Raw genomic sequence first — 24,055 nt, 5'->3', positions numbered from 1 at the left:
GCCCGCACCGCACGAGGGCGGACGGCGAGGTCGCCCGGGGCCGGCGGTTAGGCTGGGGGTTCGTTCCCGGCGGGCCACCTCACCTGCCCGGGCCCCGCGCCGCCGGCGAGAACAAGGAGAGCGAGCGCCGTGTTCGACACCCTGTCCGACCGCCTCACGTCGGTCCTGTCCGACCTGCGCGGCAAGGGCCGTCTCTCCGAGACCGACATCGACACGACGTGTCGCGAGATCCGTATCGCGCTGCTCGAGGCCGACGTCGCCCTTCCCGTGGTGCGGGCGTTCGTCAAGCAGGTCAAGGAGCGGGCGCGCGGCGCCGAGGTCTCGGAGGCGCTGAACCCGGCGCAGCAGGTCGTCAAGATCGTCAACGAGGAGCTCGTCGGCATCCTCGGCGGCGAGACCCGGCGGCTGCGGTTCGCCAAGAACCCGCCGACGGTGATCATGCTCGCCGGCCTCCAGGGCTCGGGCAAGACGACCCTCGCGGGCAAGCTCGCGCACTGGCTCAAGGGCCAGGGCCACACCCCGATGCTCGCCGCCTGCGACCTCCAGCGCCCCAACGCGGTCAACCAGCTGCAGATCGTCGGCGAGCGCGCCGGCGTCGAGGTGTTCGCGCCCGAGCCCGGCAACGGCGTCGGCGACCCGGTGGACGTCGCGCGCCGCGCCGTCGCCGACGCGAAGAGCCGCCAGTACGACGTGCTCGTCGTCGACACCGCGGGCCGTCTCGGCGTCGACGAGGAGCTGATGCGCCAGGCCGCGGACATCCGCGACGCCGTCAGCCCCGACGAGACGCTCTTCGTGCTCGACGCGATGGTCGGTCAGGACGCCGTCGTCACCGCCGAGGCGTTCCGCGACGGCGTCGGCTTCTCCGGCGTGGTGCTCACCAAGCTCGACGGCGACGCCCGCGGCGGCGCCGCGCTGTCGGTCCGTGAGGTCACCGGCGAGCCGATCCTCTTCGCCTCCAACGGCGAGAAGCTCGACGAGTTCGACGTCTTCCACCCCGACCGGATGGCCTCGCGCATCCTCGGCATGGGCGACGTCCTCACCCTCATCGAGCAGGCCGAGCAGGCCTTCGAGGAGGGCCAGGCCGAGGCCGCCGCGGCCAAGATGGGCTCCGGCGAGCTCACCCTCGAGGACTTCCTCGAGCAGATGATGGCCGTGCGCAAGATGGGCCCGATCGCCAACGTGCTGGGCATGCTGCCCGGCGCGGCGCAGATGAAGGACCAGCTCTCGGGCCTCGACGAGAAGCACCTCGACCGCGTGCAGGCGATCATCCGCGGCATGACCCCGGCCGAGCGGGCCGACCCGAAGATCATCAACGGCTCGCGCCGCCTGCGCATCGCCAACGGCTCCGGCGTCGGCGTCTCCGACGTCAACCAGCTGGTCGAGCGGTTCTTCGAGGCCCGCAAGATGATGAAGAACATGGCCGGCCAGTTCGGGCTGCCGGGCATGGGCGGGGGCCGCAAGGGCAAGCGCCAGGCCGCGAAGGCCGCGAAGAACGTCCGCAAGGGCCCGAAGCAGATGCCGGCGATCGCGGGCATCGCGGCGGAGAGCGCCGGGAGCTCCGCGCAGGCGAGCGAGCGGTCGGTCGGCAGCTACCAGACGCCGGGGCTCAACCAGCTCCCGCCCGCGCTCGCGGGGATGAACGAGCTGCCCGCGGGCTTCGACCCCGGCGCGCTGAGCTTCCCCGGCGGGGGCGGCGGGGGCGGTGGGGGCGGTGGCTCCCGTGGCAGCGGCGGGGGCAAGAAGGGCAACAAGAAGAAGCGCAAGTAGTCAGCGCTCCTGCTCGGCCAGCCACTTCTCGCGGCGGCGGTTCGAGGCCCGCGACAGCCAGGCGTCCTGCACGATCTCGGCCAGCTCGTCGCGGGAGAGCCGGTCGAGGTGGGCCGCGCGCAGCCGCACCGAGAGGTGCCCGTCGAAGCGCGGCGTGGTGAAGAACGGCGTGGTCGGGTCGTGGACGAGGGCGTCCTTGTCCTCCTCCGACTCGACCCAGAACATGATCACGTCCGGGTACTTCTCGCCGGTCCCGGGGTCGCGGGCGTCGGGCTGGGGCGTGCGGAAGAAGACGAACGACTTCCCGCCGACCTGGTAGACCGTGTTGCCCTTGGGCCCCTCGACGCTCGTGACGTGGGGCATCGCCGCCGCGAGGGCGTGCACGTCCTCGACGCGGGCGGGCTCGGTCACCCAGCGGAGCCTAGGTGGCGTGACGAGGTCGTCACCGGGCCGGCGCCGCGGTGGTCTCGTTATCCTGCCCGGCATGACGTCGGCGTCCCCGGCCCTGCACCTGCGCGGTGTGCTCCTCGACGGCACGGCGGAGGGGGAGCGCGTCGGCGAGCTGTGGGTCACGCCCGAGGGCCGGATCAGCCTCGACCCGCTGCCCGACGCGCAGACCGTCGCCGACGGCGGGTGGATCCTCCCCGGCCTGGTGGACGCGCACTGCCACGTCGGTATCGGGCCCGAGGGCGCGGTGGAGCTCGAGACGGCCCGCGAGCAGGGCCACACCGACGCCGCGGCCGGGGCGCTGCTCGTCCGCGACTGCGGCAGCCCCGTCGACACCCGCCCGCTCGACGACGACCCGCGGATGCCCGAGATCGTCCGTGCCGGGCGCCACCTCGCCCGCCCCAAGCGCTACATCCGCGGGCTGCCGATCGACCTCGAGCCCGACGAGCTGCCCGCCGCCGTCGCCGAGACCGCCAAGGCCAACCCGTGGGTCAAGCTCGTCGGGGACTGGATCGAGCGCACCGAGGGCGACCTCGCGCCGCTCTGGCCCGACGACGTGCTGCGCGAGGCCATCGACGCCGCGCACGCGGAGGGTGCGCGGGTCACCGCTCACGTCTTCGGCGAGGACGCGCTGCCGGGGCTGATCGGCGCGGGCATCGACGGCATCGAGCACGGCACGGGCCTGACCGACGAGACGATCGCGATGATGGTCGAGCGGGGCACGGTGCTGGTCCCGACGCTGATCAACGTCGAGAACTTCCCGGAGTTCGCGGACGCGGCCGGCGAGAAGTTCCCCCGCTACGGCACCCACATGCGCGAGCTCTACGCCCGCGCGCCCCGCACCATCGCCGCCGCCATCGAGGCCGGCGTGCCGGTGTTCGCCGGCACCGACGCGGGCGGGGGCATCGAGCACGGCCGGATCGTCGACGAGGTCGCGGCGCTCGCCGGGGTCGGGCTCGGCCCCGCCCGGGCGCTGGCGGCGGCGTGCGGCGACGCCCGGGCCTGGCTGCGCCGCCCCGGCCTCACCGACGGCGCGCCCGCCGACCTGGTCGTCACCGCCGAGGACCCGCGCGTCGCCACCGACGTCCTGCGCGCGCCCGAGCTCGTGCTGCGGGCGGGGACGTCGCTGCGCTGAGTCGTCACGTCCGGTGCGGCAGGCGCCGGGACAGCGCGATGGCCACGACCAGCACGCCCGCCACGACCAGCAGCGCGTCCGAGAACGGCGCGCCGGGCCCGTCGTGCAGCGGGTTCCACGAGCCGGCGCCCCCCGAGGTGCGGGCGGCGAGCACGGTCCCGAGCACCGCCGCGCCCGTGCCGCCGCCCAGGAAGAACGCGCCCTGGTAGAGCCCGAGCCCGACGCCCGCGTGCTCGCCGGGTACGGCCGCGGCGACCGCGTTGATCAGGGGCGAGGTGATCGTCGCGAGCGCGACACCGACGAGGAACGTCACCGCCGACAGCAGCACCGCCGACCCGCCCGCCGCGCTCGACAGCGTGGCGACGGCGAGGAGCAGCAGCGTGAGGCCGAGGCCGACGAGTGTGCGCGGGCCGAGGCGGTCGGAGAGCCGTCCGGCGAGCGACGACAGCAGGGCGACCGCGACGGCGCCGGGCAGGAGCACGAGGCCGACCTGGCCGACGCCGAGCCGGTTGACGTTCGCGACGAGCAGCGGCACCAGCAGGATCGTGCCCAGGTAGCTGAACATCGCGAGGAACCCGACGGCGACCGCGGTGACGAACGGGCCGTGGGTGAGTAGCGCCGGGGGCACGAACGGCCGCGGCGTGCGGCGGATCCACAGCGTGAAGCCGACGGCGAGCACGACGGCGGCCACCAGCGCGCCCCACGACGTGACCGCGCCGAGCCCGACCTGCTGGGCGCGCGTGAGCCCGAACAGGCCGAGGCCGACCGCGCCCCCGAGCAGGACGCCGCCGACGAGGTCGACCTGGCGCCACGACCCCGGGGTGTCCGGGCGACCGTCGGGCAGCACCCGCGGCGCGATGACCAGCAGGGGAGCGACGAGCAGCGCGGCGCCGAGGAACGGCCAGCGCCAGCCGGCGGCCTCGGCGACGAACCCCGCGAGCGGCGGCCCGAGCGCCTGCCCCGCCCCGACGCCGGTGCCGACGATGCCGAACCCGAAGCCCCGCCGCCCCGGCGGCAGCGAGCGCGCGACGGCCACCGACCCCAGGGCGGGCACCGCGGCGCTGCCGAGGCCCTGGAGCACGCGGCCGACCAGGTGCAGGCCGATCGCGGGCGCGAGCCCCGCGACCACCGAGCCGACGATGAAGATCGCGAGCCCGGCCGCGAACACCCGCCGCACCCCGAACACGTCGGCGATCCGCCCGTAGAGCGGCGTGGCGACCGCGAAGCTCAGCGAGAACGCCGTCACCACCCACGCGAGCCCGCCGGGCGAGGCGGCGTAGTCACGGCCGATCTCGGGGACCAGGACGAGCACCATGCTGTTGGCCAGCACCGCCGTCGCGACCGCGACCAGCAGCACGCCGAGGAGCAGGCCGACGCGGACCGGCGGCTCCGGGGCGACCGGCTCGGGTGTCGGGTCGTCGCCGGGGCGGGGCTCGACCGTCGACGGCCGCGGATCACTCACCCCTACAGCCTGCGCCTTCGAGTGCGATCGAGGTCAAGGGACCGCGGGTCCTAGGCTGGCACGGTGGCGCGCCTCGACCTCAACGCGGACCTCGCCGAGGGCTTCGGCACCTGGTCGCTGACCGACGACGACGCGTTGCTCGAGGTCGTGACCTCAGCGAACGTCGCGTGCGGGTTCCACGCCGGCGACCCGGCGACGATGCGACGGGTCTGCGCGGGCGCCGTGGCGCGGGGGGTGGCGGTCGGGGCGCAGGTGTCCTACCGCGACCTCGCGGGCTTCGGGCGGCGGTTCATCGACGCCGACCCCGACGAGCTGACCGCGGACCTGCTCTACCAGGTCGGCGCGCTGCGCGAGTTCACGCGCGGGGCGGGCGGTGAGGTCGCCTACCTCAAGCCGCACGGCGCGCTCTACAACGCCGTCGTGCACCACGACGCCCAGGCCGACGCGGTGGTCGCGGCCGCGCGGGAGGCGGGCCTGCCGGTGCTCGGCCTGCCCGGCTCGCGGTTCCTGGCCCGCGCCGCGGCGGCCGGCCTGACGACCTACGCCGAGGCGTTCGGCGACCGCGGCTACACGCCGGAGGGCACGCTGGTGCCCCGCAACGAGCCCGGCGCCCTGCTGCCCGACGCCGACGCGGTCGTCGAGCGCGCCCGCCGCCTGGCCGTCGACGGTGTGCTCGTGGCCGTCGACGGCACCGAGATCCCCGTCGAGGCCGCCTCGCTGTGCCTCCACGGCGACAGCCCGGACGCGGTGGACTCCGCGCGGCGGGTCGCCGAGGCCCTCCGCGACGCCGGGGTCACCCTCGGCCCCTTCACCTGAGGGCCTGTCTGGCACAATCGACGAGTTGCCGTGAGCACGCCCGGACGTCCCGGGCGGGAGGCCGCGGCCGCGCACGAGCGGGCACGCCGTCCCGGGTCCCCACCCAGCAGGGCGGCCCCGAGCACCATCGACCGAGGAGCACTCAGAGCAGTGGCTGTCAAGATCAAGCTGGCGCGCATGGGCAAGATCCGCGAGCCGCACTACCGCGTCGTCGTCGCGGACGCCAAGAACCGTCGCGACGGGCGCGTCATCGAGCAGATCGGCGAGTACCACCCCAAGAGCCAGCCGAGCGACATCAAGATCGACTCGGAGCGCGCGCAGTACTGGCTGGGCGTCGGCGCTATCCCGACCGAGCCGGTGCACGGCCTGCTCAAGATCACCGGCGACTGGCAGAAGTTCAAGGGCCTCCCCGGCGCCGAGGGCAAGCTCAAGCCGCAGCCCGAGAAGGTCGACAAGCAGGCCCGCTTCAACGAGGAGCTGGCCAAGGTCACCGGCTCCGCCGAGTGAGCGAGCTGGCCGAGGCGCTCGAGCACCTCGTGCGCGGGATCGTCGCGCACCCCGACGAGGTGGCGGTCGACCTCGTCACCAACCGTCGCGGTCGCACCCTCGAGGTCCGGGTCCACCCCGACGACCTCGGCAAGGTGATCGGCCGCAACGGCCGCACCGCCACCGCCCTGCGCACCGTCGTGGGCGGCATCGGCGGCCGCGGCGTCCGTGTCGACGTCGTCGACACCGACCGCTGAGGCCATGAGCACGCCGTCCGGCGAGCGCGTCGTCGGTCGGGTCGTGAAGGCCCACGGCCTGCGCGGCGAGCTCGTCGTCGAGCCCCGCACCGACAACGTCGACGCCCGGTTCACCCCGGGCGCGGTGGTGGCGGTGCGGGGCTCGCGCGCGTCCGGGGCCGGGAGCCTCACGATCACCGCCGCGCGCCGCCACGGCGACCGGCTGCTCGTCACCGTCGAGGAGGTCGCCGACCGCGACGCGGCCGACGCCCTGCGCAGCGCGGAGCTCACCGCGCCCGCGCTCGACGCCGACCCCGAGGACCCGGACGAGTTCGGGGACCACCAGCTCGAGGGCCTCGCCGCGGTCCTCGCCGACGGGACGGCCGTCGGCACCGTCACCGCCGTGCTGCACGGCGCGGGCGGGGAGCTGCTGGCCATCGAGCGCCCGGACGGCGGCGAGGCGCTCGTCCCGTTCGTCGCCGCGATCGTGCCCGAGGTCGACCTCGCGGGTGGACGGCTCGTGCTGGACCCGCCCGAGGGCCTGCTCGAGGAGTAGCGCCCGGCCTACTCCTCCTCGGTCGGGACCCCCACCGCGAGCACGCCCGGGAGCTCGGACAGCTCGCCCGTCAGCGGCGCGAGCGAGCCGCGCCCGGCCAGCGAGAGCGTCACCGTCGCGACGTGCGTGGTGCCCTCGGTACCCCCCACGCCGTCGGTGGCGTCCTCCCGGTCCACGTGCATGCCGGCGACGGCGAACCCGCGCTCCGTGCAGATCGAGAGCACGCGCCGCAGCACCCCGCGCCCGTCGGTGTAGGAGAGGTGCAGGTCGCGCGGCGCGCCCGACGTGCGGGTGACCAGCCGGGCCAGCGGGCGGTACCCCCGCGTGACGAGGTAGTGCACGAGGGTCCCGGCGACGGCGAGCAGCGGCAGGCCGGCGCCGGAGGCCGTCCCGACCGCCGCCGCGGCCCAGATCGTCGCGGCCGTCGTCAGCCCCCGGACCGCGTCGCGGCGCACGAAGATCAGCCCACCGCCGATGAACCCGATCCCCGACACGATCTGCGCCGCGACCCGTGACGGGTCGAGGGTGATGTCGGGGGAGGACAGCAGGTCGTCGAAGCCGTACTTCGAGATGAGCATGAAGCCCGCCGCGCCGACGCCCACCAGCGTGTGCGTCCGCAGCCCGGCGCTCTTCGCCGCGAGCTCGCGCTCCAGCCCGATCAGCGTGCAGAGCAGCAGCGCCAGCCCGAGCGGGGCCAGGAGGCGCCACTCCTGCGGGTACGACGAGAACTGCTCCACCCCGCGCCACCCCCTTCCCGGACACCAGGGGCAGGATCGTGCCCGATGCGCATCGACGTCGTCACCATCTTCCCGGGCTACCTCGCACCGCTCGACGAGGCGCTCGTCGGGCGCGCGCGGCGGGCCGGGCTGCTCGACGTCCGGGTGCACGACCTGCGGGGGTGGGCCACCGGCGTGCACAAGGCCGTCGACGACGCCCCCTACGGCGGCGGGCCCGGGATGCTCATGACGGCACCGGTGTGGGGCGCGGCCCTCGACGAGGTCACCGGGTCCGGCGACGGGGTGCCCCGGCTCCTCGTGCCGACGCCCGCGGGGGCACCGCTGACCCAGCGCCGGGCGGCGGGCTGGGCCACCGAGCCGTGGCTGGTGCTCGCCTGCGGGCGCTACGAGGGCATCGACGCCCGGGTCCTCGACGACGCGCGCCGGCGCATGCCGGTCGAGGAGGTCTCGCTGGGCGACTACGTGCTCGCCGGCGGAGAGGTCGCAGCGCTCGTGGTGGTCGAGGCGGTGTCGCGGCTGGTCCCGGGGGTGCTCGGGAACCCGGCGTCGGCGGAGCTGGACAGCTTCTCCGAGGGGACGGCCGGCCTGCTCGAGGCCCCGGCCTACACGCGCCCCGAGCGGTGGCGCGACCTCGAGGTCCCCGAGGTCCTGCGCGGCGGCAACCACGCCGTCGTCGAGCGCTGGCGCCGCGACCGCTCGCTCGAGCGCACCGCCGCCGTGCGCCCCGACCTGCTCGACGCGCTGCTCGCCCGCCACGGCGCGGCCGCGTTCGACACCCGCGACCGCGAGGTGCTCGCCGCGTGCGGGTACGACCCGGCCGGAGGAGCACGGTCGGCGGCATGGCAGACTGGGGAGGTTGCCGCGGACGGCGCACGGCCCGATGGAGGCCGGTGAGAGCCGCCCGCCGCCCGAGAACCGCCCTGGCCGGCTGCACTCGGACGCCCGTCCCCGCGGGCTCCGGCGCCGGCCCGTGAGACCGCGAGGACGCTGACGATGAACGCCCTGGACGAGCTCGACGCCAAGTCGCTGCGCTCCGACATCCCGGACTTCCGCGCCGGGGACACCGTGAAGGTGCACGTCCGGGTCATCGAGGGTTCACGCTCTCGTGTACAGGTCTTCCAGGGTGTCGTCATCCGTCGCCACGGCGGCGGCCTGCGCGAGACGTTCACCGTCCGCAAGGTCTCCTTCGGCGTCGGTGTCGAGCGCACCTTCCCGGTGCACTCGCCCAACATCGACCACATCGAGGTCGTCACCCGCGGTGACGTCCGGCGCGCGAAGCTGTACTACCTCCGTGAGCGTCGGGGCAAGGCCGCGAAGATCCGCGAGAAGCGCGAGACCACGCCGGTCTCCTGAGCCGACCCGCCCCGGTCTCCTAACCTGAACCGCGTGCGCCCCCAGGAGCCCTACGGCCCCCCGTCCCGGAATCCCGGAGCGGGCGGCGAGACGACCCGTCGCGACGGCGGGTCCGACGGCTACGGCGGACGCGCTCCGGCGCACGCCCGTCCCGACGACGAGCACCCCGCCGATCCGTACGGCGACGTGCCCGCCCCGACGGCCGGCGGCGTGCAGGCGCCCTACGGCGCCTCGGGCTGGAGCGGCTCCGACCGGCCCGGCGCCGGGCGTGCCGACGTGGGCAACGGCTCCTCGGGCGACCCCTACGGGCACGGCGCCTCCGGGAACGGCCGCCACGGGGACCCGTACGGCGACCCCTACGGCGACCCCTACGGCGAGGCGCACGGCTCGCCCGCGGCGGGTCGCGGCGCGCCCGGGTACGGCAGCTCGTTCGGCCCCTCCGGGGTCTCCTCCGGGGCGGACGGCCCCGACGGTCCGCGCCCGGCGTCGCCCGGCGGGCCGACCGGGTGGCCGGGCCAGCAGGCACAGCAGGGTCAGCACGGTCAGCAGGCACCCTCGGGACCGCCCGGCCGACCCGATGACGGTGGCCGGGGCGCGTACCCGGCCGCGACGCCGGCCGCCCCGCCGGCGCCCTCGGGACCGCCCTGGGCCGCCGCGCCGCCGCCCGCACCCTTCGGGGTGCCGCGACCCTCCGGAGCCTCGGGACCCCCGCCCGGCGGGCCGACCGCGCCCGGCCCGGGCAACGGCCACGCCCCCCGCCCGGTGGGCCCGCCGCCGGGTACGAACGGCGCCGCACCCTCGGGTCCGGCCGGCCCGGCGCCGGGGGCGAACGGCGCCGCGTCGTCGGCCCCGTCGTCGGCCTCGTCGTCGGCCTCGTCCTCGACCCCGGCGTCGTCCGGTGGGGCCTCCCAAACGACCTCCGCCGCCGACAGCGGCCTCGCGGGCGCGGACGGGTTCGCCTCGCGGCCGCCGAGGCCGCGCACCGAGAGCACGACGACGGCCACGACCACCGCGCTGGGCGGAAACCCTGCCAACCCCGGCCGGCACCGCCGCGGCGCCGGGGCGGCGGCCGACGAGGACCTGGTCGACGACGACGGCGGCGAGGACGGCGAGGCCGACCCCGGTCGCCGCGGCCGGCACGGCGGCGCCGCCGGCAAGCCCAGGGGCAAGGCGAAGAAGAAGGGCTCGTTCTGGCGCGAGCTCCCGCTGCTCATCGTGGTCGCGGTCGTCCTGACGTTCGTCATCCAGACGTTCCTCGCGCGCATCTACGTCATCCCGTCGGCGTCGATGGAGCGCACGCTGCACGGCTGCAACGGCTGCGCGAACGACCGCGTCGCCGTCGACAAGCTGACCTACCGGTTCTCCGAGCCGTCGCCCGGCGACGTCGTCGTCTTCCGCGGCCCGCCCGCGTGGGGCGACAACAGCGAGGTCGGCGGCAGCGGCCCGCCGTCGGGGAACGTGCTGGTCCGCGGCCTGCAGAGCGGGCTGTCGCTGATCGGCCTCGCGCCGCCCGACGAGAAGGATTTCGTCAAGCGCATCATCGCCGTCGGCGGCCAGACCGTCGCGTGCTGCGACCCGCAGAACCGCGTCACGGTCGACGGGCAGCCGCTCGACGAGCCGTACCTGTACTTCCAGCCCAACCTCGGACGCACCCAGGCCGACTTCGCGCCGGTGCAGGTCCCCGCGGGCCAGTTGTGGGTGATGGGCGACAACCGCAACAACTCCGCGGACGCCCGCGTGCACGGCCCGATCGGCGTCACCGACGTCATCGGCAAGGCCCGGGTCATCGTGCTGCCCGTCGGCCGCTGGGGCGGGGTGCCCGACACGAACCCGCAGGCCCAGGTGTCCGCGCTCGGCGCCCCGTCGTGGACCTCGGCCGCACCGCTGGCCGCCGGCGTCCTCGGTGCGGTCCCGCTCGTCGGGGTGTCCCGGCGCCTGCGCCGGCGCTGGTGGTCCTCCGGCGGCGGCGTGCGCGGTCCCGACGAGAACCCCGGTGACGATCCGGGCCGCGAGCCCGGCGCGTCACCGCCGTCCCCCGATCCCGGCCGGTGACGGCGGGACACGACGCGGGCCGACGGCGCCCCGCCGCGCGCACGAACGGCCGGGGTCCCGCCCGCCGCCGCCCGTTGCCGCCGCGCACCGGGGTGCAGCCGCCGCGCGCGATCGTGCGGCGCAGCACCGAGAGCTGGGCGCTGCAGTCGGCGCTGGAGCGCCACGGGCTCGGGCCGGTCGTCGGCGTCGACGAGGCCGGACGCGGAGCCTGCGCGGGCCCGCTGGCGGTCGCGGCGTGCATCCTGCGACCCGGTGACGCCCGCCGCTTCGAGGGGCTGACCGACTCGAAGCTGCTGACCAGGGACGAGCGCGAGGAGTTCGCGCGGATCATCGAGCGGCGCGCGCTGGACTGGCACGTCGTGCTCGTCGACCCGCCCGAGGTCGACCACCGTGGCGTGCACATCGCGAACATCGACGGCATGCGGCGGGCGGTCGCGCGCCTCGGGGTCCGTCCGGGCTACGTCCTCACCGACGGCTTCCCGGTCACCGGCTTCGGCGTCCCGTCCCTCGCCGTGCCGAAGGGGGACCTCGCGGCGGCGTGCGTGGCGGCGGCGTCGGTGCTGGCCAAGGTCACCCGGGACCGCCTGATGGCCGAGCTGCACGAGAAGCACCCGGAGTACCGCTTCGACCTCCACAAGGGCTACTGCACGCCCACCCACAGCGCAGCGCTGGCCGCGCACGGGCCGTGCGAGGACCACCGCTTCAGCTTCGTCAACGTCGCCGCCGCCGCGCGGGGCCGGAGCCCGGACGGGCACGCGGTCGGCGTGCGCCACAATGGGGCCGTGACCGTCGACGACGTGTCCGCCGAGAGCGGGGAGGCAGACGAGCTCGTGGTCCTCGACGAGACCGAGCTCGACGAGAGAGAGCTCGACGAGACCGAGCTCGACGGCGACCTGCCCGCCGGTCTCACCGAGGACGTGCCGCAGGGGGGAGAGCCGCGATGAGCGCGGAGGATTTCGAGAAGTACGAGACCGACATGGAGCTCTCGCTCTACCGCGAGTACCGCGACATCGTCGCCCAGTTCTCGTACGTCGTGGAGACCGAGCGGCGCTTCTACCTGGCCAACTCGGTCGACGTCGCGGTCCGCAACGCCGACGGCGAGGTCTACTTCGAGGTCACGATGTCCGACGCGTGGGTGTGGGACATGTACCGGCCCGCGCGCTTCGTCAAGAACGTCCGCGTGGTGACGTTCAAGGACGTCAACGTCGAGGAGCTCGAGAAGCCGGACCTGCGCCTCGACGAGGGCCCCTTCAACGGCTGACGCCCGTCGCGTGCGGCTGCACGCCCCGTCCTCGGCGGGCGACGTCCGCGGCCGTGCTGCCGTCGTCGCTGAGCCGTCCGGCGGCTGACCGCGGCCGCCACGACACCGGTCCGTCCCCACCCCCGCGAGCTGTCCCCAGGCGCGCAGCGCGTGCTCCCGCCGCGGCGGGCGACGGCTGCAGGCTCGCCCGTGCCGCCGGAGCGTCCGGCGAGGACGAGGGGGCCGGACATGGTCACGACACACGGGACGCCCGATCGGAGGGTGCTCGGGCGCCGCGGCGAGGACATCGCCGCCGAGCACCTCACGGCCCGCGGGCTGACGGTGCTCGACCGCAACTGGCGCTGCCGCGAGGGCGAGCTCGACCTGGTGGCCGCCGAGGGCGGGCGGCTCGTCGTCGCCGAGGTGAAGACGCGCTCGGGCACCGGGTTCGGGGTGCCCGCCGAGGCGGTGACCGGCGTCAAGGCCGCCCGCATCCGGCGCCTCGCGCAGCGCTGGCTCGCCGAGCGGCACGCCGCCGGGGGCACCGGCTTCGCCGAGGTGCGCTTCGACGTGCTCGCGGTGCTGGTCCGGCCCGGTGCGGCGCCCGAGGTCGAGCACTACGAGGGGGCGTTCTAGGTGGCGCTCGCGTGTGCGTGGTCGATCGGCCTGCGCGGGGTGGACGGTGAGGTCGTGGAGATCGAGGCCGACATCGGCCAGGGGCTGCCCGGTGTCTCGCTGGTGGGGCTGCCGGACGCCGCGCTGGCGGAGTCGCGCGACCGGGTGCGCGCGGCGGTGGTCAACTCGGGGGAGACGTGGCCGGCCCGGCGGATCACGCTCGCGCTGTCGCCGGCGACCCTGCCCAAGCAGGGCAGCGGCTACGACCTCGCCCTCGCCTGCTCGGTGCTGGCCGCGGCGCGGGCGGTGCCGGTCGCGGCGCTGCGCGGGGTGGTGCTGCTCGGGGAGCTGGCGCTCGACGGCCGGGTGCGCGGCGTGCGGGGCGTGCTGCCGGCACTGCTGGCGGCGCGGCGCCTCGGGGTGGAGCAGGCGGTGGTGCCGGCCGCGGCGTCGGTGGAGGCCGGGCTGGTCGACGGGCTGGAGGTGCTCGGCGCCGAGCACCTCTCCGACGTCCTGGCGTGGCTGCGCGGCGACCGGGGGCGGCTGCGGCCGGTGGGTCCGAGGGCGCGCCCGCGCCACGGCGGCCCGCGGGAGGACCTCGCCGACGTGGTGGGGCAGCGCATCGCGCGCCGGGCGGTCGAGGTCGCCGCGGCGGGCGGGCACCACCTGTTCATGGTCGGCCCGCCGGGCTCGGGCAAGACGATGCTCGCGCGGCGGATGACCGGCCTGCTGCCCGACCTCGACGGTGACGCGGCGCTGCAGGTCGCCGCGGTCCGCTCGCTGGCGGGCGCCACCGACCCCCAGGAGGCGCTGCCGGCCGCGCCGCCGTTCGTCGCGCCGCACCACTCGGTGTCGTCGGCGGCGCTGGTCGGCGGCGGCAGCGGGCTCGCCCGCCCCGGCGCGGTGTCGCTGGCCCACCGCGGGGTGCTCTTCCTCGACGAGATCTACGAGTTCGGGCCGCACGTGCTCGAGATGCTGCGCACGCCCCTGGAGGAGGGCGAGGTGCGCCTGGCCCGCACCGACGGCGTCGTGCGCTACCCGGCGCGCTTCCAGCTGGTGATGGCGGCCAACCCGTGCCCCTGCGCGCCGCCGCGGCCGACCGACTGCCGCTGCACGAGCCTGGAGCGCCGGCGCTACCAGCTGCGGCTCTCGGGCCCGATGCTCGACCGCGTCGACCTGCAGGTGACGCTGCGGGCGGTCGAGGAGCTGACGTTCGCGGGCGGTCTCGCCGCGGCCCTCGAGGAGGTCCCCGAGGACACCGCATCGGTCCGGTCGCGGGTGCTGGCCGCCCGGGCGGTGGCGCGGGAGCGCTGGCGCGACGCCGGCTGGCGCACGAACGCCGAGGTCCCGGGCCCGGAGCTGCGCCGGCGATCGCGCCTGCCGGTGGAGGCGGCGGCGGTGCTCGAGCGCCAGCTGCGCAGCGGCGCCATGACCGCCCGCGGCGCCGACCGCGCGCTCCGGGTCGGGTGGACCATCGCCGACCTGCGCGGGGCCCCGAGCCCCGAGACCGCGGACATCGAGGAGGCCGTCGCCTACAAGGGTTTCGTGGACGAGAACGGGCCGGAGCAGGCCGTCGCGGCCCTCGACCCGGCCGTGGCCGCGAGCGACGAGGTCGTCGCGTGAGCGCCACGGTTCCCCGCGCGGTCCCCGGGACGGTCGCGCCGGTCGACCCGGCGGTCCTGCGCGCCCGCGCCTACCTCTCGCGGGTGGCCGAACCGCCGGCCCCCGCCCTGGCGGCCTTCGTCGAGGACGTCGGGCCCGTCGCGGCCGCCCGGCGGGTGCGCGACGGGGACACCGACGGGCCGGGTGCCCTGCCGCCCGAGGTCGCGAAGGAGACCGCCGCGCGCCGGGGCACCGACCGGGCGGAGGCCGACCTCGCCCTGCTCGCCGCGCGGGGCGGGCGGCTGCTCGTGCCGGAGCACCCGGAGTGGCCCGCGGCGGCGCTCGCCGGCCTCGGGTTCGTGGCCGGGCCGGATGGGGCGCCGGGCCTCGACGGCCCCGCCGGTCGGGACGGGCCCGCCGAGCCCCTCGCGCTGTGGGTGCGCGGGCCGCTGCGCCTCGACGGCGGACCGATCCGCTGGGCCGGCATCGTCGGGGCGCGCGCGGCGTCCGACTACGGCCTCTGGGTCGCCCGCGACTGGTCCGCCGAGCTCGCCGACCGGGGCATCACCGTGGTCTCGGGAGCGGCGCTGGGCATCGACGGCGCCGCGCACCGCGGAGCGCTCGCGGTCGGCGGCCCCACCGTCGCGGTCCTCGCGTGCGGCATCGACCGCGCCTACCCGCCGAAGCACGCCACACTGCTCGAGCACATCGCCCGCCACGGCCTCGTCGTCACCGAGTACCCGCCGGGCGCCAACCCGGCGCGCCACCGCTTCCTCGTGCGCAACCGCCTCATCGCGGCGCTCACCGCGGGCACGCTGGTCGTCGAGGCCGCGGCGCGCTCGGGCGCGATGCGCACGGCGCTGGTCGCCGAGGCGCTCGGGCGGGCCGTCATGGTCGTGCCGGGGCCGGTGACGTCGCTGATGTCGCTGGGCTGCCACGAGCTCGCCCGCCGGCCCGCGATCTCGGTCGCCGGACGCGTGGACCACGTCGTCGAGGAGGTGAGTCAAGTGGGCGACGGCCTCGCCGCTCCACCGGGGACCCCCTCGCGTCCGACGGACGGTCTTGACCCGGATGCCCTGCGTGTGCGTGAAGCCCTGCCCCTCCGCGCGGCGCGCACAGCCGCGCGTCTGGCCCACGACGCGGGCGTGGACCCCGCGGACGTCACCACCCACCTGAGCGAACTCGAGGCCCGCGGACTCGTCACGGGGGACGGTGGGCGGTGGCGACGCCGACCCGGGTGAACAGGCACAGCGCGACGAACGGTTGCAGAGCGCGACGAGTGGAACCGCTCCCCGACGGTGGCCCTCGGTCACCGAACGCGTCGTGGCGGTGCTTGACCGTCGGCGCCCGGATCGGGAGTCTTCACCGCGATGACCGGCACGTTCTCTCCCGACGGCTCGACCGGACGCCCCGTGCGGGCGTCTCGGTCACCTGGTCGAGGGCCCTCTCGTGAGTTCCCCTTCGACCCGGTCACGTCGTCACGCTCCGCGTTCACCGGGACGGACGCAGCGGGGGCTCCGCGGCCCACCCCGACCGCCGGTCCGGACGCTGCGCGTGACGTCGTGCCCGACGACGTGCCCGACGACCGCTCCGCCGCCGTGCCGGCCCCGCGGGACGGGGACGCGATCGCCGCCGGGACCGGCGCCGGCGAGATCACCGCCGGCGAGACCACCGCCGCCACGCACCTCGCCGCCTTCGCGTCGCACCTGCGCTACGAGCGGGCGCTCTCCCCGCACACCGTGCGCGCCTACGTCGGCGACGTGGGCTCGCTGCTCGCTCACCTCCGTGGCCCGGACCTCCCCGAGGACGCGCCGCTCGAGCTCGACGCGCTCGACCTCGCGGGCGTGCGCGCCTGGCTGGCCGACGAGCGGGGCCGCGGCGCGAGCCGGACGACGCTCGCGCGCCGGGCGGCCGCCGCGCGCACGTTCACCGCCTGGGCGGCGCGCACCGGGCGCGCGCCCACCGACGCCGGCGCGCGTCTCGCGTCGCCGCGCGCGCACCGCCGCCTGCCCGAGGTCCTGCGCGCCGACCAGGCCGCCGCCGCCCTGGCCGCCGCGGCGTCCGGCGCCGCCGAGGGCGACCCCGTCGCCCTGCGCGACCACCTGCTGCTCGAGCTGCTCTACGCCACCGGAGTGCGCGTCTCCGAGCTGTGCGGCCTCGACGTCGACGACGTCGACGACGGCCGTCGCACCCTGCGGGTCCTCGGCAAGGGCGCCAAGGAGCGCACGGTCGTCTTCGGGGCGCCGGCCGCGGCCGCGCTCGACACCTGGCGCCGGGAGGGCCGCCCGGCGCTCGCGGTCCCGTCCTCGCCACCGGCGCTGCTGCTCGGCGCGCGGGGCGGGCGGCTCGACCCGCGCATCGCACGCAAGGTCGTGCACGACGCGGCGGGCGCGGTGCCGGGCGCGCCCGACATCGCACCGCACGGGCTGCGGCACTCGGCGGCCACACACCTGCTCGAGGGGGGAGCGGACTTGAGGAGCGTCCAGGAACTGCTGGGCCACGCCTCACCGGCGACGACCCAGCTCTACACCCACGTGTCCGCCGAGCGACTGAGGGCCATCCATGACACCGCCCACCCCCGTGCCTGAGCCCGGGCGGGACGGCGCCTCCGGGACCTCGACGGCCACCGTGGCCGGGTCCGACCGCTTCCCGAGCACCGGCCCGCTGCCCGCCCTGCCGGGCTCCGACTCCGACGCCGCCGTGCGCGCCGCCGGCGTCGCCGCCCGAACCCCGCGCCGTCGCGCCCCGGAGCGCCACGAGCCGCCGGCCACCGAGGGCGCCACGGCGCTCGCCCCCGTCCCCGTGCCGGCCGACGGGGAGCGGGGCGGCGCGCGGGACGACCGGTCCGCGCCCGCCGAGGTCCACCCCCTGCCCGCCACGCTCGGCCGCGCGCCCTCGGGCAGCGCGGACGAGGAGGCGATGGTCGAGGCCGGGATCGCCGAGCTCTGGGCCGCGTTCGCCGACGACCCGCGCAAGTCCACGAAGGACCGGCTGGTGCTGCACTACGCGCCGCTGGTCAAGTACGTCGCCGGTCGTGTGGGCACCGGTCTGCCGGCCCACGTCGACATCGCGGACCTCATCCAGTGCGGGATCTTCGGGCTGGTCGACGCCATCGAGCGCTTCGAGCCCGACCGCGGGCGCAAGTTCGAGGTCTACGCGATGCAGCGCATCCGCGGCGCGATCCTCGACGAGCTGCGCTCCCAGGACTGGGTGCCGCGCTCCGTGCGGTCCCGCGCCCGCGAGATCGAGCGGGCCATCGAGCGCCTCGAGGGCCGCGAGCAGCGGTCGGTCAGCGACGCCGAGCTCGCCGCCGAGCTGGACACGTCCACCGACGACCTGCGCTCCACCTTCGGGCAGATCGCGATGACAAGCGTCGCGGCGCTCGACGAGCTCGTCGCGGCCGGACGCGGCGGCGGTTCGGTCGACGGAGCGACGGCCCCGTCGCTCGCCGACTCGCTGCCCGACGCCGGCGCGGAGGACCCGCTCTCGGCGATGGAGGACCGCGAGACGCGGCGCCTGCTCGCCGAGGCGGTCGGGCAGCTCGCCGAGCGCGACCGGACGGTCGTCGGTCTCTACTACTTCGAGAACCTGACGCTGGCCGAGATCGGCCGCGTCCTCGGGGTCACCGAGTCGCGCGTCTGCCAGCTGCACACCCGCGCGGTGATGCGGCTGCGCGCCCGGCTCGCCGAGCTCCAGCACGCCTGACGATCACGGGTCGGTCGGCAGCAGCCGCACCCGCCCGAGGCCGAGCAGCAGGAGCGGGTCGAGGTACTCCAGCGCGCCCGCCGCCGGGTCGGCCGCCGGCCGGCGCAGGCCCCAGTGCAGGCACGCCGCCACGGGGCAGCCGCGGTGCCCGGGCTCGAGGGCTCCGAGGGTGTCGCCGCGGTGCACCACCGCGCCCGGCGCCACGGCCACGGCGACGGGCTCGTAGGTGGTGCGCAGGCCCGCCGCGTGCTCGACCGAGACCACGCCGCGCCCGGCGATGCGGCCCGCGAACACCACGGTCCCGTCGCCGGCGGCCACCACCGCGTGGCCCGGGCGTCCGGCGACGTCGGCGCCGCGGTGCCCGCGGCCGTAGTAGTGCGGGGGCGGGTCGAACAGCCGGGTCACCGCACCCGGCGTGCCGGACGTCGCCGGGGCGCCGTCGCCGGCCACCCCGGCCAGCGGCCAGCCGAACGCTCCGACCGGCACGGCGGGCGGGGGAGCGGGTGCGGCGCGCGCCGGGGTGCCGGCGAGCGCGACCGCGAGCAGCAGCAGGACCGCGAGACCCCTCGCGCGGGAACACCTCACACCGGTTTCGACGCACCCGGCGCCCCGCAGGCTCCCTCGGCGTCGGGATCCCCCGGCCGCACCGACCCGAACGGAGATCACCAGGACGTCAGGCACCCTGAACGGCGGGCGGATTCAAGGGGCTGTCGCAACACCTTGAGTCTGAGCGAGGTGTGCGGTGCCGGGTGCGGGGCGGACGAGGGCGAAGGTGCGCGAGTTCTGGCGGGCTCGGCTTGCGGGGCTCGAGCACGAGCAGGCGTGCGCGCGGGTGGGCGTGTCACGCCACACGGGGTGGCGGTGGGTTCGTGAGGTTGGCGGGATGGTCCCGGATCTCAGCGAGCCGCAGGGTCGGTATCTCTCGTTGGCCGAGCAGGAGGAGATCTCGCGCGGCCTGGTGAGCGGGCTGAGTTACGCCGAGATCGGTCGCCGTCTCGGGCGGCACCGCTCCACGATCAAACGGGAGGTCGACCGCAACCACGCCCGCGGGGAGCGGCGGGGCGCGCACGGGCGCGGCGACGCGCCGGCGCCGCTCGGCCCGCCGCGCCCGCATCGGCGGGTGGATGCCCGTCAGGCCCGCCGGGATGCCTACCGGGCGGGGCCGGCGCGGTTGAAGGCCGACGCGCGGGCCCGACGGCCCAAGGCGACCAAGTTCACCGGGCATCCTGAGCTGATCGCCGAGGTCCAGCGGCGACTGGTGCTGCGCTGGAGCCCCGAGCAGATCGCCGCTGAGCTACGCGACAGATTCCCCGACCGCCCGGAGATGTGGGTGTCCCACGAGACGATCTACCAGGAGCTCTACGTCCAGGGCCGGGGCAGCCTGCGCCGCGAGCTGCACCGCTGCCTGCGCACCGGCCGCGCGGTGCGCCGCCCCCCCCCGCGTTCACCGGCCGCGCCAGCCGCCCCTACATCACCCCGGAGATCATGATCTCGCAGCGGCCCGCCGAGGCCGAGGACCGCGCCGTGCCCGGGCACTGGGAAGGCGACCTGATCCTGGGCGCCGAGAACGCCTCGGCGATCGGCACCCTGGTCGAGCGCAGCACCCGCTTCGTGCTGCTGCTGCACCTACCCGCCCGCCACAACGCCGAAGCCGTGCGTGACGCCATGATCTCCACCATGCAGGCGCTGCCCGCCGCGCTGCGCCGCTCACTGGCCTGGGACCAAGGCAGCGAGATGGCCCGCCACGCCCAGATCAGCATCACCGCCGACCTGCCGATCTACTTCTGCGACCCGCACAGCCCCTGGCAACGCGGCAGCAACGAGAACACCAACGGCCTGCTGCGCCAGTACTTCCCCAAGAGCAGCGACCTCTCGGTCCACACCGCCGACGATCTCGCCGCCGTCGCCGCCGAACTCAACGCCCGACCCCGCAAGACCTCAGCTGGCGCTCCCCAGCCCGAGCCCTCGAGCAACTACTCTCCGGCCCACCAACCACCGATGTTGCAACGACCCCCTGAGCTCAGGGCGTCCCGCGGTGCGCCACGCCCTCCTGATCTCCCTGGAGAGGAGGCGCGCCGCCCACCCCGGCGTGTCGCGCCGGCGAGGATGTGGCGATCCTGGCCTCAGACGCCAGCAATGCCGCATCGCTCGCACGCCCACGCGGGTCAGGGGTGAGGGCGGGGGAGAGGGCGGCGTGGGCGCGGGTACACTCGTGACCAGCGGTCCGTCGTCTCCTCGTCCGCGTGGAGCCGAACGGGCCGACTTCGCGTGCCCTCCAAGCGCCCGCCTCGCGGGCGCTGCCAGCACCCGGGCGGTCCCGCTCCCGAGCGGGTTCCGGGGCCGGTTCCACGAGGGCACCAGGGCGGCGGCCCGGCCGGGACCGCCGCGACAACCGCCAGGCCTGGCCGCAGCGCGCCGGGCCGCCGAGAGAGGTAGTTCCACCGCATGGCCGTCGTCACGATGCGCCAGCTGCTGGACTCCGGTGTCCACTTCGGTCACCAGACCCGCCGCTGGAACCCCAAGATGCGCCGCTTCATCTTCACCGAGCGCAACGGCATCTACATCATCGACCTGCAGCAGACGCTGTCCTACGTCGATCGCGCCTACGAGTTCGTCAAGCAGACCGTCGCCCACGGCGGCACGGTGCTCTTCGTCGGCACGAAGAAGCAGGCCCAGGAGGCCATCGACGAGCAGGCGCGCCGCGTCGGCATGCCGTTCGTCAACCAGCGCTGGCTGGGCGGCATGCTCACCAACTTCACCACCGTGCACAAGCGTCTCCAGCGCCTCAAGGAGCTGGAGGCCATGGAGCAGAGCGGGGGCTTCGAGGGTCGCACCAAGAAGGAGATCCTCATGCTCACCCGCGAGCACGACAAGCTCGAGAAGACGCTCGGCGGTATCCGCGACATGGGCCGCGTGCCCAGCGCGGTGTGGGTGGTCGACACCAAGAAGGAGCACATCGCGGTCGGCGAGGCCCGGAAGCTCAACATCCCGGTCGTCGCCATCCTCGACACCAACTGCGACCCCGACGAGGTCGACTACCCGATCCCGGGCAACGACGACGCCATCCGCTCGGCGGCGCTGCTGACCCGCGTGGTCGCCCAGGCGTGCGCCGACGGCCTCCAGGCCCGCGGCCAGCGCGACGGCGCCGAGCGTGGCGAGGACGAGCCGCTGGCCGAGTGGGAGCAGGAGCTCGCCGCCGGGATCAACGGAGCCCAGGGCGGCGACGGCGCCAGCGCGCCCACCGGCCTGGAGCAGGGCAGCACGAGCTCCGCGGTCGACGCCCCCGGCGACGTGCCGGTGGCGACGCCGGAGGCCGAGGCCACGACCAACGCGATCGGCGACGACACCACGCCGACCAGCCGCCCCGAGCGGACCGGCGGCACGGTCGACGCGAACTCCGAGAGCGACGACAACGCGATCGCCGCCGCCCCGGAGGCCGGCCAGCAGAACGGCGCGCCGACCCCGCAGGGCGGGGCCGGCTGACGGTCGGCCGCACTCGGCCGCACCTGGCCGACGACGCCGACCGCGAGCACCCCACGACACGAGGACGGACGAGAGCCGCACCATGGCGAACTACACCGCTGCGGACGTGAAGAAGCTCCGGGACCTCACCGGGTCCGGGATGATGGACTGCAAGAAGGCCCTCGAGCAGAACGAGGGCGACATGGACAAGGCCGTCGAGGCCCTGCGCATCAAGGGTGCGAAGGACGTCGGCAAGCGGGCCGGCCGCACCACCGCCAACGGCGTGGTGGCCGCCCGTGACGGCGCGATGATCGAGCTCAACTCCGAGACCGACTTCGTCGCCAAGAACGCCGACTTCGTCGCGCTCGCCGACGACATCCTCGGTGTCGCGCTCTCCGCCGGCGCCAAGGACCTCGAGTCGCTCAAGGCCGCGAGCCTGGGCGAGGGCACGGTCGAGGACAAGGTGCAGGAGCTCTCGGCGCGCATCGGCGAGAAGCTCGAGCTGCGCCGCGTCGCGGTGCTCGACGGCCCGACCGCCACCTACCTGCACCGCCGGTCCTCGGACCTGCCCCCGGCCATCGGCGTGGTCGTCGCCTACACCGGCGACGGCGACGACGCGGCCGAGGCGGCCCGTGGCGCGGCCATGCAGGTCGCGGCGGCGCGCCCGCTCTACACCTCCCGCGAGGAGGTGCCCGCGGACGTGGTGGAGAACGAGCGCCGCATCGCCGAGGCCACCGCCCGCGAGGAGGGCAAGCCGGAGAAGATCATCGACAAGATCGTCGACGGTCGCCTCAACGGCTACTACAAGGACACCGTCCTCGTGGAGCAGGACTCGGTGGCGGTGGAGAAGAAGACGGTCGGCAAGGTGCTGGAGGAGGCGGGCGTCTCGGTCCGCACCTTCGCGCGCTTCGAGGTCGGCCAGCCCTGACCCCCGGCGGGGCGGGACCGGAGCACCCGGTCCCGCCCCTCTCCGGGTCCACTCCGGTAGCCGTCGCGCCGAGCACACCATCGGCGGTGGGAGGAACAGCGTGGCCAGTCCCCAGACCGTGCCGGACGCCGGCCCCGAGGCCCGCGCGGGCCACCGCCGGGTCCTCCTCAAGCTCGGCGGCGAGATGTTCGGGGGCGGCGGGGTCGGGGTCGACCCGGTCGTCGTCCAGACCGTCGCCCGCCAGATCGCCGACGTCGTGCGCTCCGGCGTGCAGATCGCCGTCGTCATCGGCGGCGGCAACTTCTTCCGCGGCGAGGAGCTGCACCGCTACGGCATGCAGCGCCAGCGCGCGGACTACATGGGCATGCTCGGCACGGTCATGAACTGCCTCGCCCTGCAGGACTTCCTCGAGCGCGAGCACCACATCGACACCCGCGTGCAGACCGCCATCACGATGGGCCAGGTCGCCGAGTCGTACATCCCGCGCCGCGCGATGCGCCACCTCGAGAAGGGCCGCGTCGTCATCTTCGGCGCGGGCGTCGGCATGCCGTACTTCTCCACCGACACCACCGCCGCGCAGCGCGCGCTGGAGATCGAGTGCGAGGTCGTGCTGCTGGCCAAGGGCGTCGACGGCGTCTACACCGCCGACCCCAAGCTGGACCCCACGGCGACCATGTACCACGAGATCTCCCACCGCGAGGTGCTGGAGAAGGGCCTCAAGGTCGCGGACGCCACCGCGTTCAGCCTCTGCATGGACAACCGGATGCCGATCATGGTGTTCAACCTGCTGGTCGAGGGGAACATCGCACGGGCCGTGCGGGGTGAGAGGATCGGCACGCTGGTCCACACCCCATCCGGCTCCTGAGGAGAGGCGACCCATGATCGACGAGACGCTCCTCGACGCCGAGGAGAAGATGGAGAAGGCGGTCAGCGTCGCGAGGGAGGACCTCGGCGGTGTCCGCACCGGCCGGGCCAGCCCCGCGATGTTCAACCGCATCAACGTCGAGTACTACGGCGCGTGGACCCCGCTGAACCAGCTCGCCTCGGTCCAGGTGCCCGAGGCCCGCATGGCCGTCATCAAGCCCTACGACGCGAGCCAGCTCCAGAGCATGGAGCGCGCGATCCGCGACTCCGACCTCGGCGTCAACCCGAGCAACGACGGTCAGATCATCCGGGTCGTGTTCCCGCAGCTCTCCGAGGAGCGCCGCAAGGACATGGTCAAGGTCGCGCGCAGCAAGGGCGAGGACGCCAAGGTGTCGATCCGCAGCGTGCGCCGCACCGCCATGACCGAGCTGCAGCGCATCGTCAAGGACGGCGAGGCCGGCGAGGACGAGACGAGCCGCGCCGAGAAGGAGCTCGAGAGCGTGACCTCGCGCTACGTCGCGCAGGTCGACGACCTCGTCAAGAACAAGGAAGCCGAGCTCCTCGAGGTCTGAGGTCGTCTGAGGTCTGGAGC

The 24,055-nt window shown here is 75.5% G+C and carries 22 protein-coding genes and 3 pseudogenes; 21 read left to right on the top strand and 4 right to left on the bottom strand.

The features are described from left to right. The first annotated feature begins 129 nt into the window (after positions 1–129). Entirely contained in the window at positions 130–1,767 is a 1,638-nt protein-coding gene (gene ffh, locus ACYX4T_RS10020; protein WP_476014380.1) for a signal recognition particle protein, read from the top strand. Here ffh and ACYX4T_RS10015 read toward each other — a convergent pair whose 3' ends face one another. Further along, positions 1,768–2,178 carry an MmcQ/YjbR family DNA-binding protein gene (locus ACYX4T_RS10015; RefSeq protein WP_476014379.1) on the bottom strand — a complete coding sequence of 137 codons (411 nt, stop codon included), beginning with the start codon at positions 2,176–2,178 and terminating at the stop codon, positions 1,768–1,770. Between the two features lie 73 nt (positions 2,179–2,251). Between ACYX4T_RS10015 and ACYX4T_RS10010 the strand changes: the two genes are divergently transcribed. After that, positions 2,252–3,349, top strand: coding sequence for an amidohydrolase family protein (locus ACYX4T_RS10010; protein ID WP_476014378.1), 1,098 nt, complete (start codon positions 2,252–2,254; stop codon positions 3,347–3,349). 4 nt (positions 3,350–3,353) lie between these two features. Here the strand turns inward: ACYX4T_RS10010 and ACYX4T_RS10005 are convergent, their stop codons facing one another. Next, complete coding sequence (locus tag ACYX4T_RS10005) at positions 3,354–4,811, bottom strand: MFS transporter (protein ID WP_476014377.1); 1,458 nt, start codon at positions 4,809–4,811, stop codon at positions 3,354–3,356. Between the two features lie 63 nt (positions 4,812–4,874). Here ACYX4T_RS10005 and ACYX4T_RS10000 point away from each other — a divergent pair, with 63 nt between their 5' ends. The 4 genes and pseudogenes from ACYX4T_RS10000 to rimM all read left to right on the top strand — a co-directional run bounded on the left by ACYX4T_RS10000 (position 4,875) and on the right by rimM (position 6,905). After that, positions 4,875–5,627, top strand: a complete 753-nt coding sequence (locus ACYX4T_RS10000; RefSeq protein WP_476014376.1) for a LamB/YcsF family protein — start codon at positions 4,875–4,877, stop codon at positions 5,625–5,627. 150 nt (positions 5,628–5,777) lie between these two features. Further along, positions 5,778–6,110, top strand: a pseudogene (gene rpsP, locus ACYX4T_RS09995) (30S ribosomal protein S16); the annotation flags it as partial. Between the two features lie 20 nt (positions 6,111–6,130). Then, positions 6,131–6,370: an RNA-binding protein gene (locus ACYX4T_RS09990; RefSeq protein WP_133824910.1), complete on the top strand. Its 240-nt coding sequence runs from the start codon at positions 6,131–6,133 to the stop codon at positions 6,368–6,370. Positions 6,371–6,374: 4 nt separating this feature from the next. Then, positions 6,375–6,905, top strand: a complete 531-nt coding sequence (gene rimM / locus ACYX4T_RS09985) for a ribosome maturation factor RimM (RefSeq protein ID WP_476014375.1) — start codon at positions 6,375–6,377, stop codon at positions 6,903–6,905. 8 nt (positions 6,906–6,913) lie between these two features. On the opposite strand, the gene ACYX4T_RS09980 is transcribed toward rimM, so the two are convergent. Then, positions 6,914–7,642 carry an MgtC/SapB family protein gene (locus ACYX4T_RS09980; protein ID WP_476014374.1) on the bottom strand — a complete coding sequence of 243 codons (729 nt, stop codon included), beginning with the start codon at positions 7,640–7,642 and terminating at the stop codon, positions 6,914–6,916. 45 nt (positions 7,643–7,687) lie between these two features. Here ACYX4T_RS09980 and trmD point away from each other — a divergent pair, with 45 nt between their 5' ends. The 10 genes from trmD to ACYX4T_RS09930 all read left to right on the top strand — a co-directional run bounded on the left by trmD (position 7,688) and on the right by ACYX4T_RS09930 (position 18,209). Further along, on the top strand, positions 7,688–8,536 hold the full coding sequence (gene trmD, locus ACYX4T_RS09975) for a tRNA (guanosine(37)-N1)-methyltransferase TrmD (protein WP_476014373.1): 849 nt from the start codon (positions 7,688–7,690) through the stop codon (positions 8,534–8,536). A gap of 99 nt (positions 8,537–8,635) precedes the next feature. Beyond that, positions 8,636–8,995 carry a 50S ribosomal protein L19 gene (rplS, locus tag ACYX4T_RS09970; RefSeq protein WP_476014372.1) on the top strand — a complete coding sequence of 120 codons (360 nt, stop codon included), beginning with the start codon at positions 8,636–8,638 and terminating at the stop codon, positions 8,993–8,995. A 1,080-nt stretch (positions 8,996–10,075) separates the two neighbouring features. Beyond that, positions 10,076–11,047, top strand: coding sequence for a signal peptidase I (lepB, locus tag ACYX4T_RS09965; protein ID WP_476015231.1), 972 nt, complete (start codon positions 10,076–10,078; stop codon positions 11,045–11,047). Positions 11,048–11,121: 74 nt separating this feature from the next. Further along, positions 11,122–11,991, top strand: a complete 870-nt coding sequence (locus ACYX4T_RS09960; protein ID WP_476015230.1) for a ribonuclease HII — start codon at positions 11,122–11,124, stop codon at positions 11,989–11,991. Beyond that, positions 11,988–12,308 (top strand): DUF2469 domain-containing protein, encoded by a 321-nt coding sequence (locus ACYX4T_RS09955; protein ID WP_476014371.1) that lies wholly within the window; start codon positions 11,988–11,990, stop codon positions 12,306–12,308. The genes ACYX4T_RS09960 and ACYX4T_RS09955 overlap by 4 nt, the downstream gene beginning before the upstream one ends. Positions 12,309–12,536: 228 nt before the next feature. After that, complete coding sequence (locus tag ACYX4T_RS09950; RefSeq protein ID WP_476014370.1) at positions 12,537–12,923, top strand: YraN family protein; 387 nt, start codon at positions 12,537–12,539, stop codon at positions 12,921–12,923. Then, entirely contained in the window at positions 12,924–14,525 is a 1,602-nt protein-coding gene (locus ACYX4T_RS09945; RefSeq protein ID WP_476014369.1) for a YifB family Mg chelatase-like AAA ATPase, read from the top strand. It abuts the gene before it with no gap. Beyond that, on the top strand, positions 14,522–15,745 hold the full coding sequence (gene dprA / locus ACYX4T_RS09940; RefSeq protein WP_476014368.1) for a DNA-processing protein DprA: 1,224 nt from the start codon (positions 14,522–14,524) through the stop codon (positions 15,743–15,745). The genes ACYX4T_RS09945 and dprA overlap by 4 nt, the downstream gene beginning before the upstream one ends. Before the next feature lie 411 nt (positions 15,746–16,156). Then, the gene (locus tag ACYX4T_RS09935) at positions 16,157–17,092 is read left to right on the top strand and encodes a tyrosine-type recombinase/integrase (protein WP_476015229.1); all 936 of its coding nucleotides are present in this window, start codon (positions 16,157–16,159) and stop codon (positions 17,090–17,092) included. Then, positions 17,085–18,209 carry a FliA/WhiG family RNA polymerase sigma factor gene (locus tag ACYX4T_RS09930; RefSeq protein ID WP_476014367.1) on the top strand — a complete coding sequence of 375 codons (1,125 nt, stop codon included), beginning with the start codon at positions 17,085–17,087 and terminating at the stop codon, positions 18,207–18,209. The genes ACYX4T_RS09935 and ACYX4T_RS09930 overlap by 8 nt, the downstream gene beginning before the upstream one ends. Positions 18,210–18,212: 3 nt before the next feature. Here ACYX4T_RS09930 and ACYX4T_RS09925 read toward each other — a convergent pair whose 3' ends face one another. Beyond that, on the bottom strand, positions 18,213–18,794 hold the full coding sequence (locus ACYX4T_RS09925) for a peptidoglycan DD-metalloendopeptidase family protein (protein ID WP_476014366.1): 582 nt from the start codon (positions 18,792–18,794) through the stop codon (positions 18,213–18,215). A 298-nt stretch (positions 18,795–19,092) separates the two neighbouring features. Between ACYX4T_RS09925 and ACYX4T_RS09920 the strand changes: the two are divergent. From ACYX4T_RS09920 to frr, 5 genes and pseudogenes are all read left to right on the top strand, one after another. Further along, positions 19,093–20,227: pseudogene (locus ACYX4T_RS09920) on the top strand (IS30 family transposase). 427 nt (positions 20,228–20,654) lie between these two features. Then, positions 20,655–21,417: pseudogene (rpsB, locus tag ACYX4T_RS09915) on the top strand (30S ribosomal protein S2); the annotation flags it as partial. 357 nt (positions 21,418–21,774) lie between these two features. Next, positions 21,775–22,599 (top strand): translation elongation factor Ts, encoded by an 825-nt coding sequence (gene tsf, locus ACYX4T_RS09910; protein ID WP_476014365.1) that lies wholly within the window; start codon positions 21,775–21,777, stop codon positions 22,597–22,599. A gap of 118 nt (positions 22,600–22,717) precedes the next feature. Next, positions 22,718–23,464 (top strand): UMP kinase, encoded by a 747-nt coding sequence (gene pyrH / locus ACYX4T_RS09905; protein WP_476015228.1) that lies wholly within the window; start codon positions 22,718–22,720, stop codon positions 23,462–23,464. 13 nt (positions 23,465–23,477) lie between these two features. Next, the gene (gene frr, locus ACYX4T_RS09900; protein WP_476014364.1) at positions 23,478–24,035 is read left to right on the top strand and encodes a ribosome recycling factor; all 558 of its coding nucleotides are present in this window, start codon (positions 23,478–23,480) and stop codon (positions 24,033–24,035) included. The last annotated feature ends 20 nt before the right edge of the window (positions 24,036–24,055 follow it).

Source organism: Actinomycetospora sp. ABD4_176, from assembly GCF_056311855.1.
This window is presented reverse-complemented; position numbering and strand designations above follow the sequence as displayed.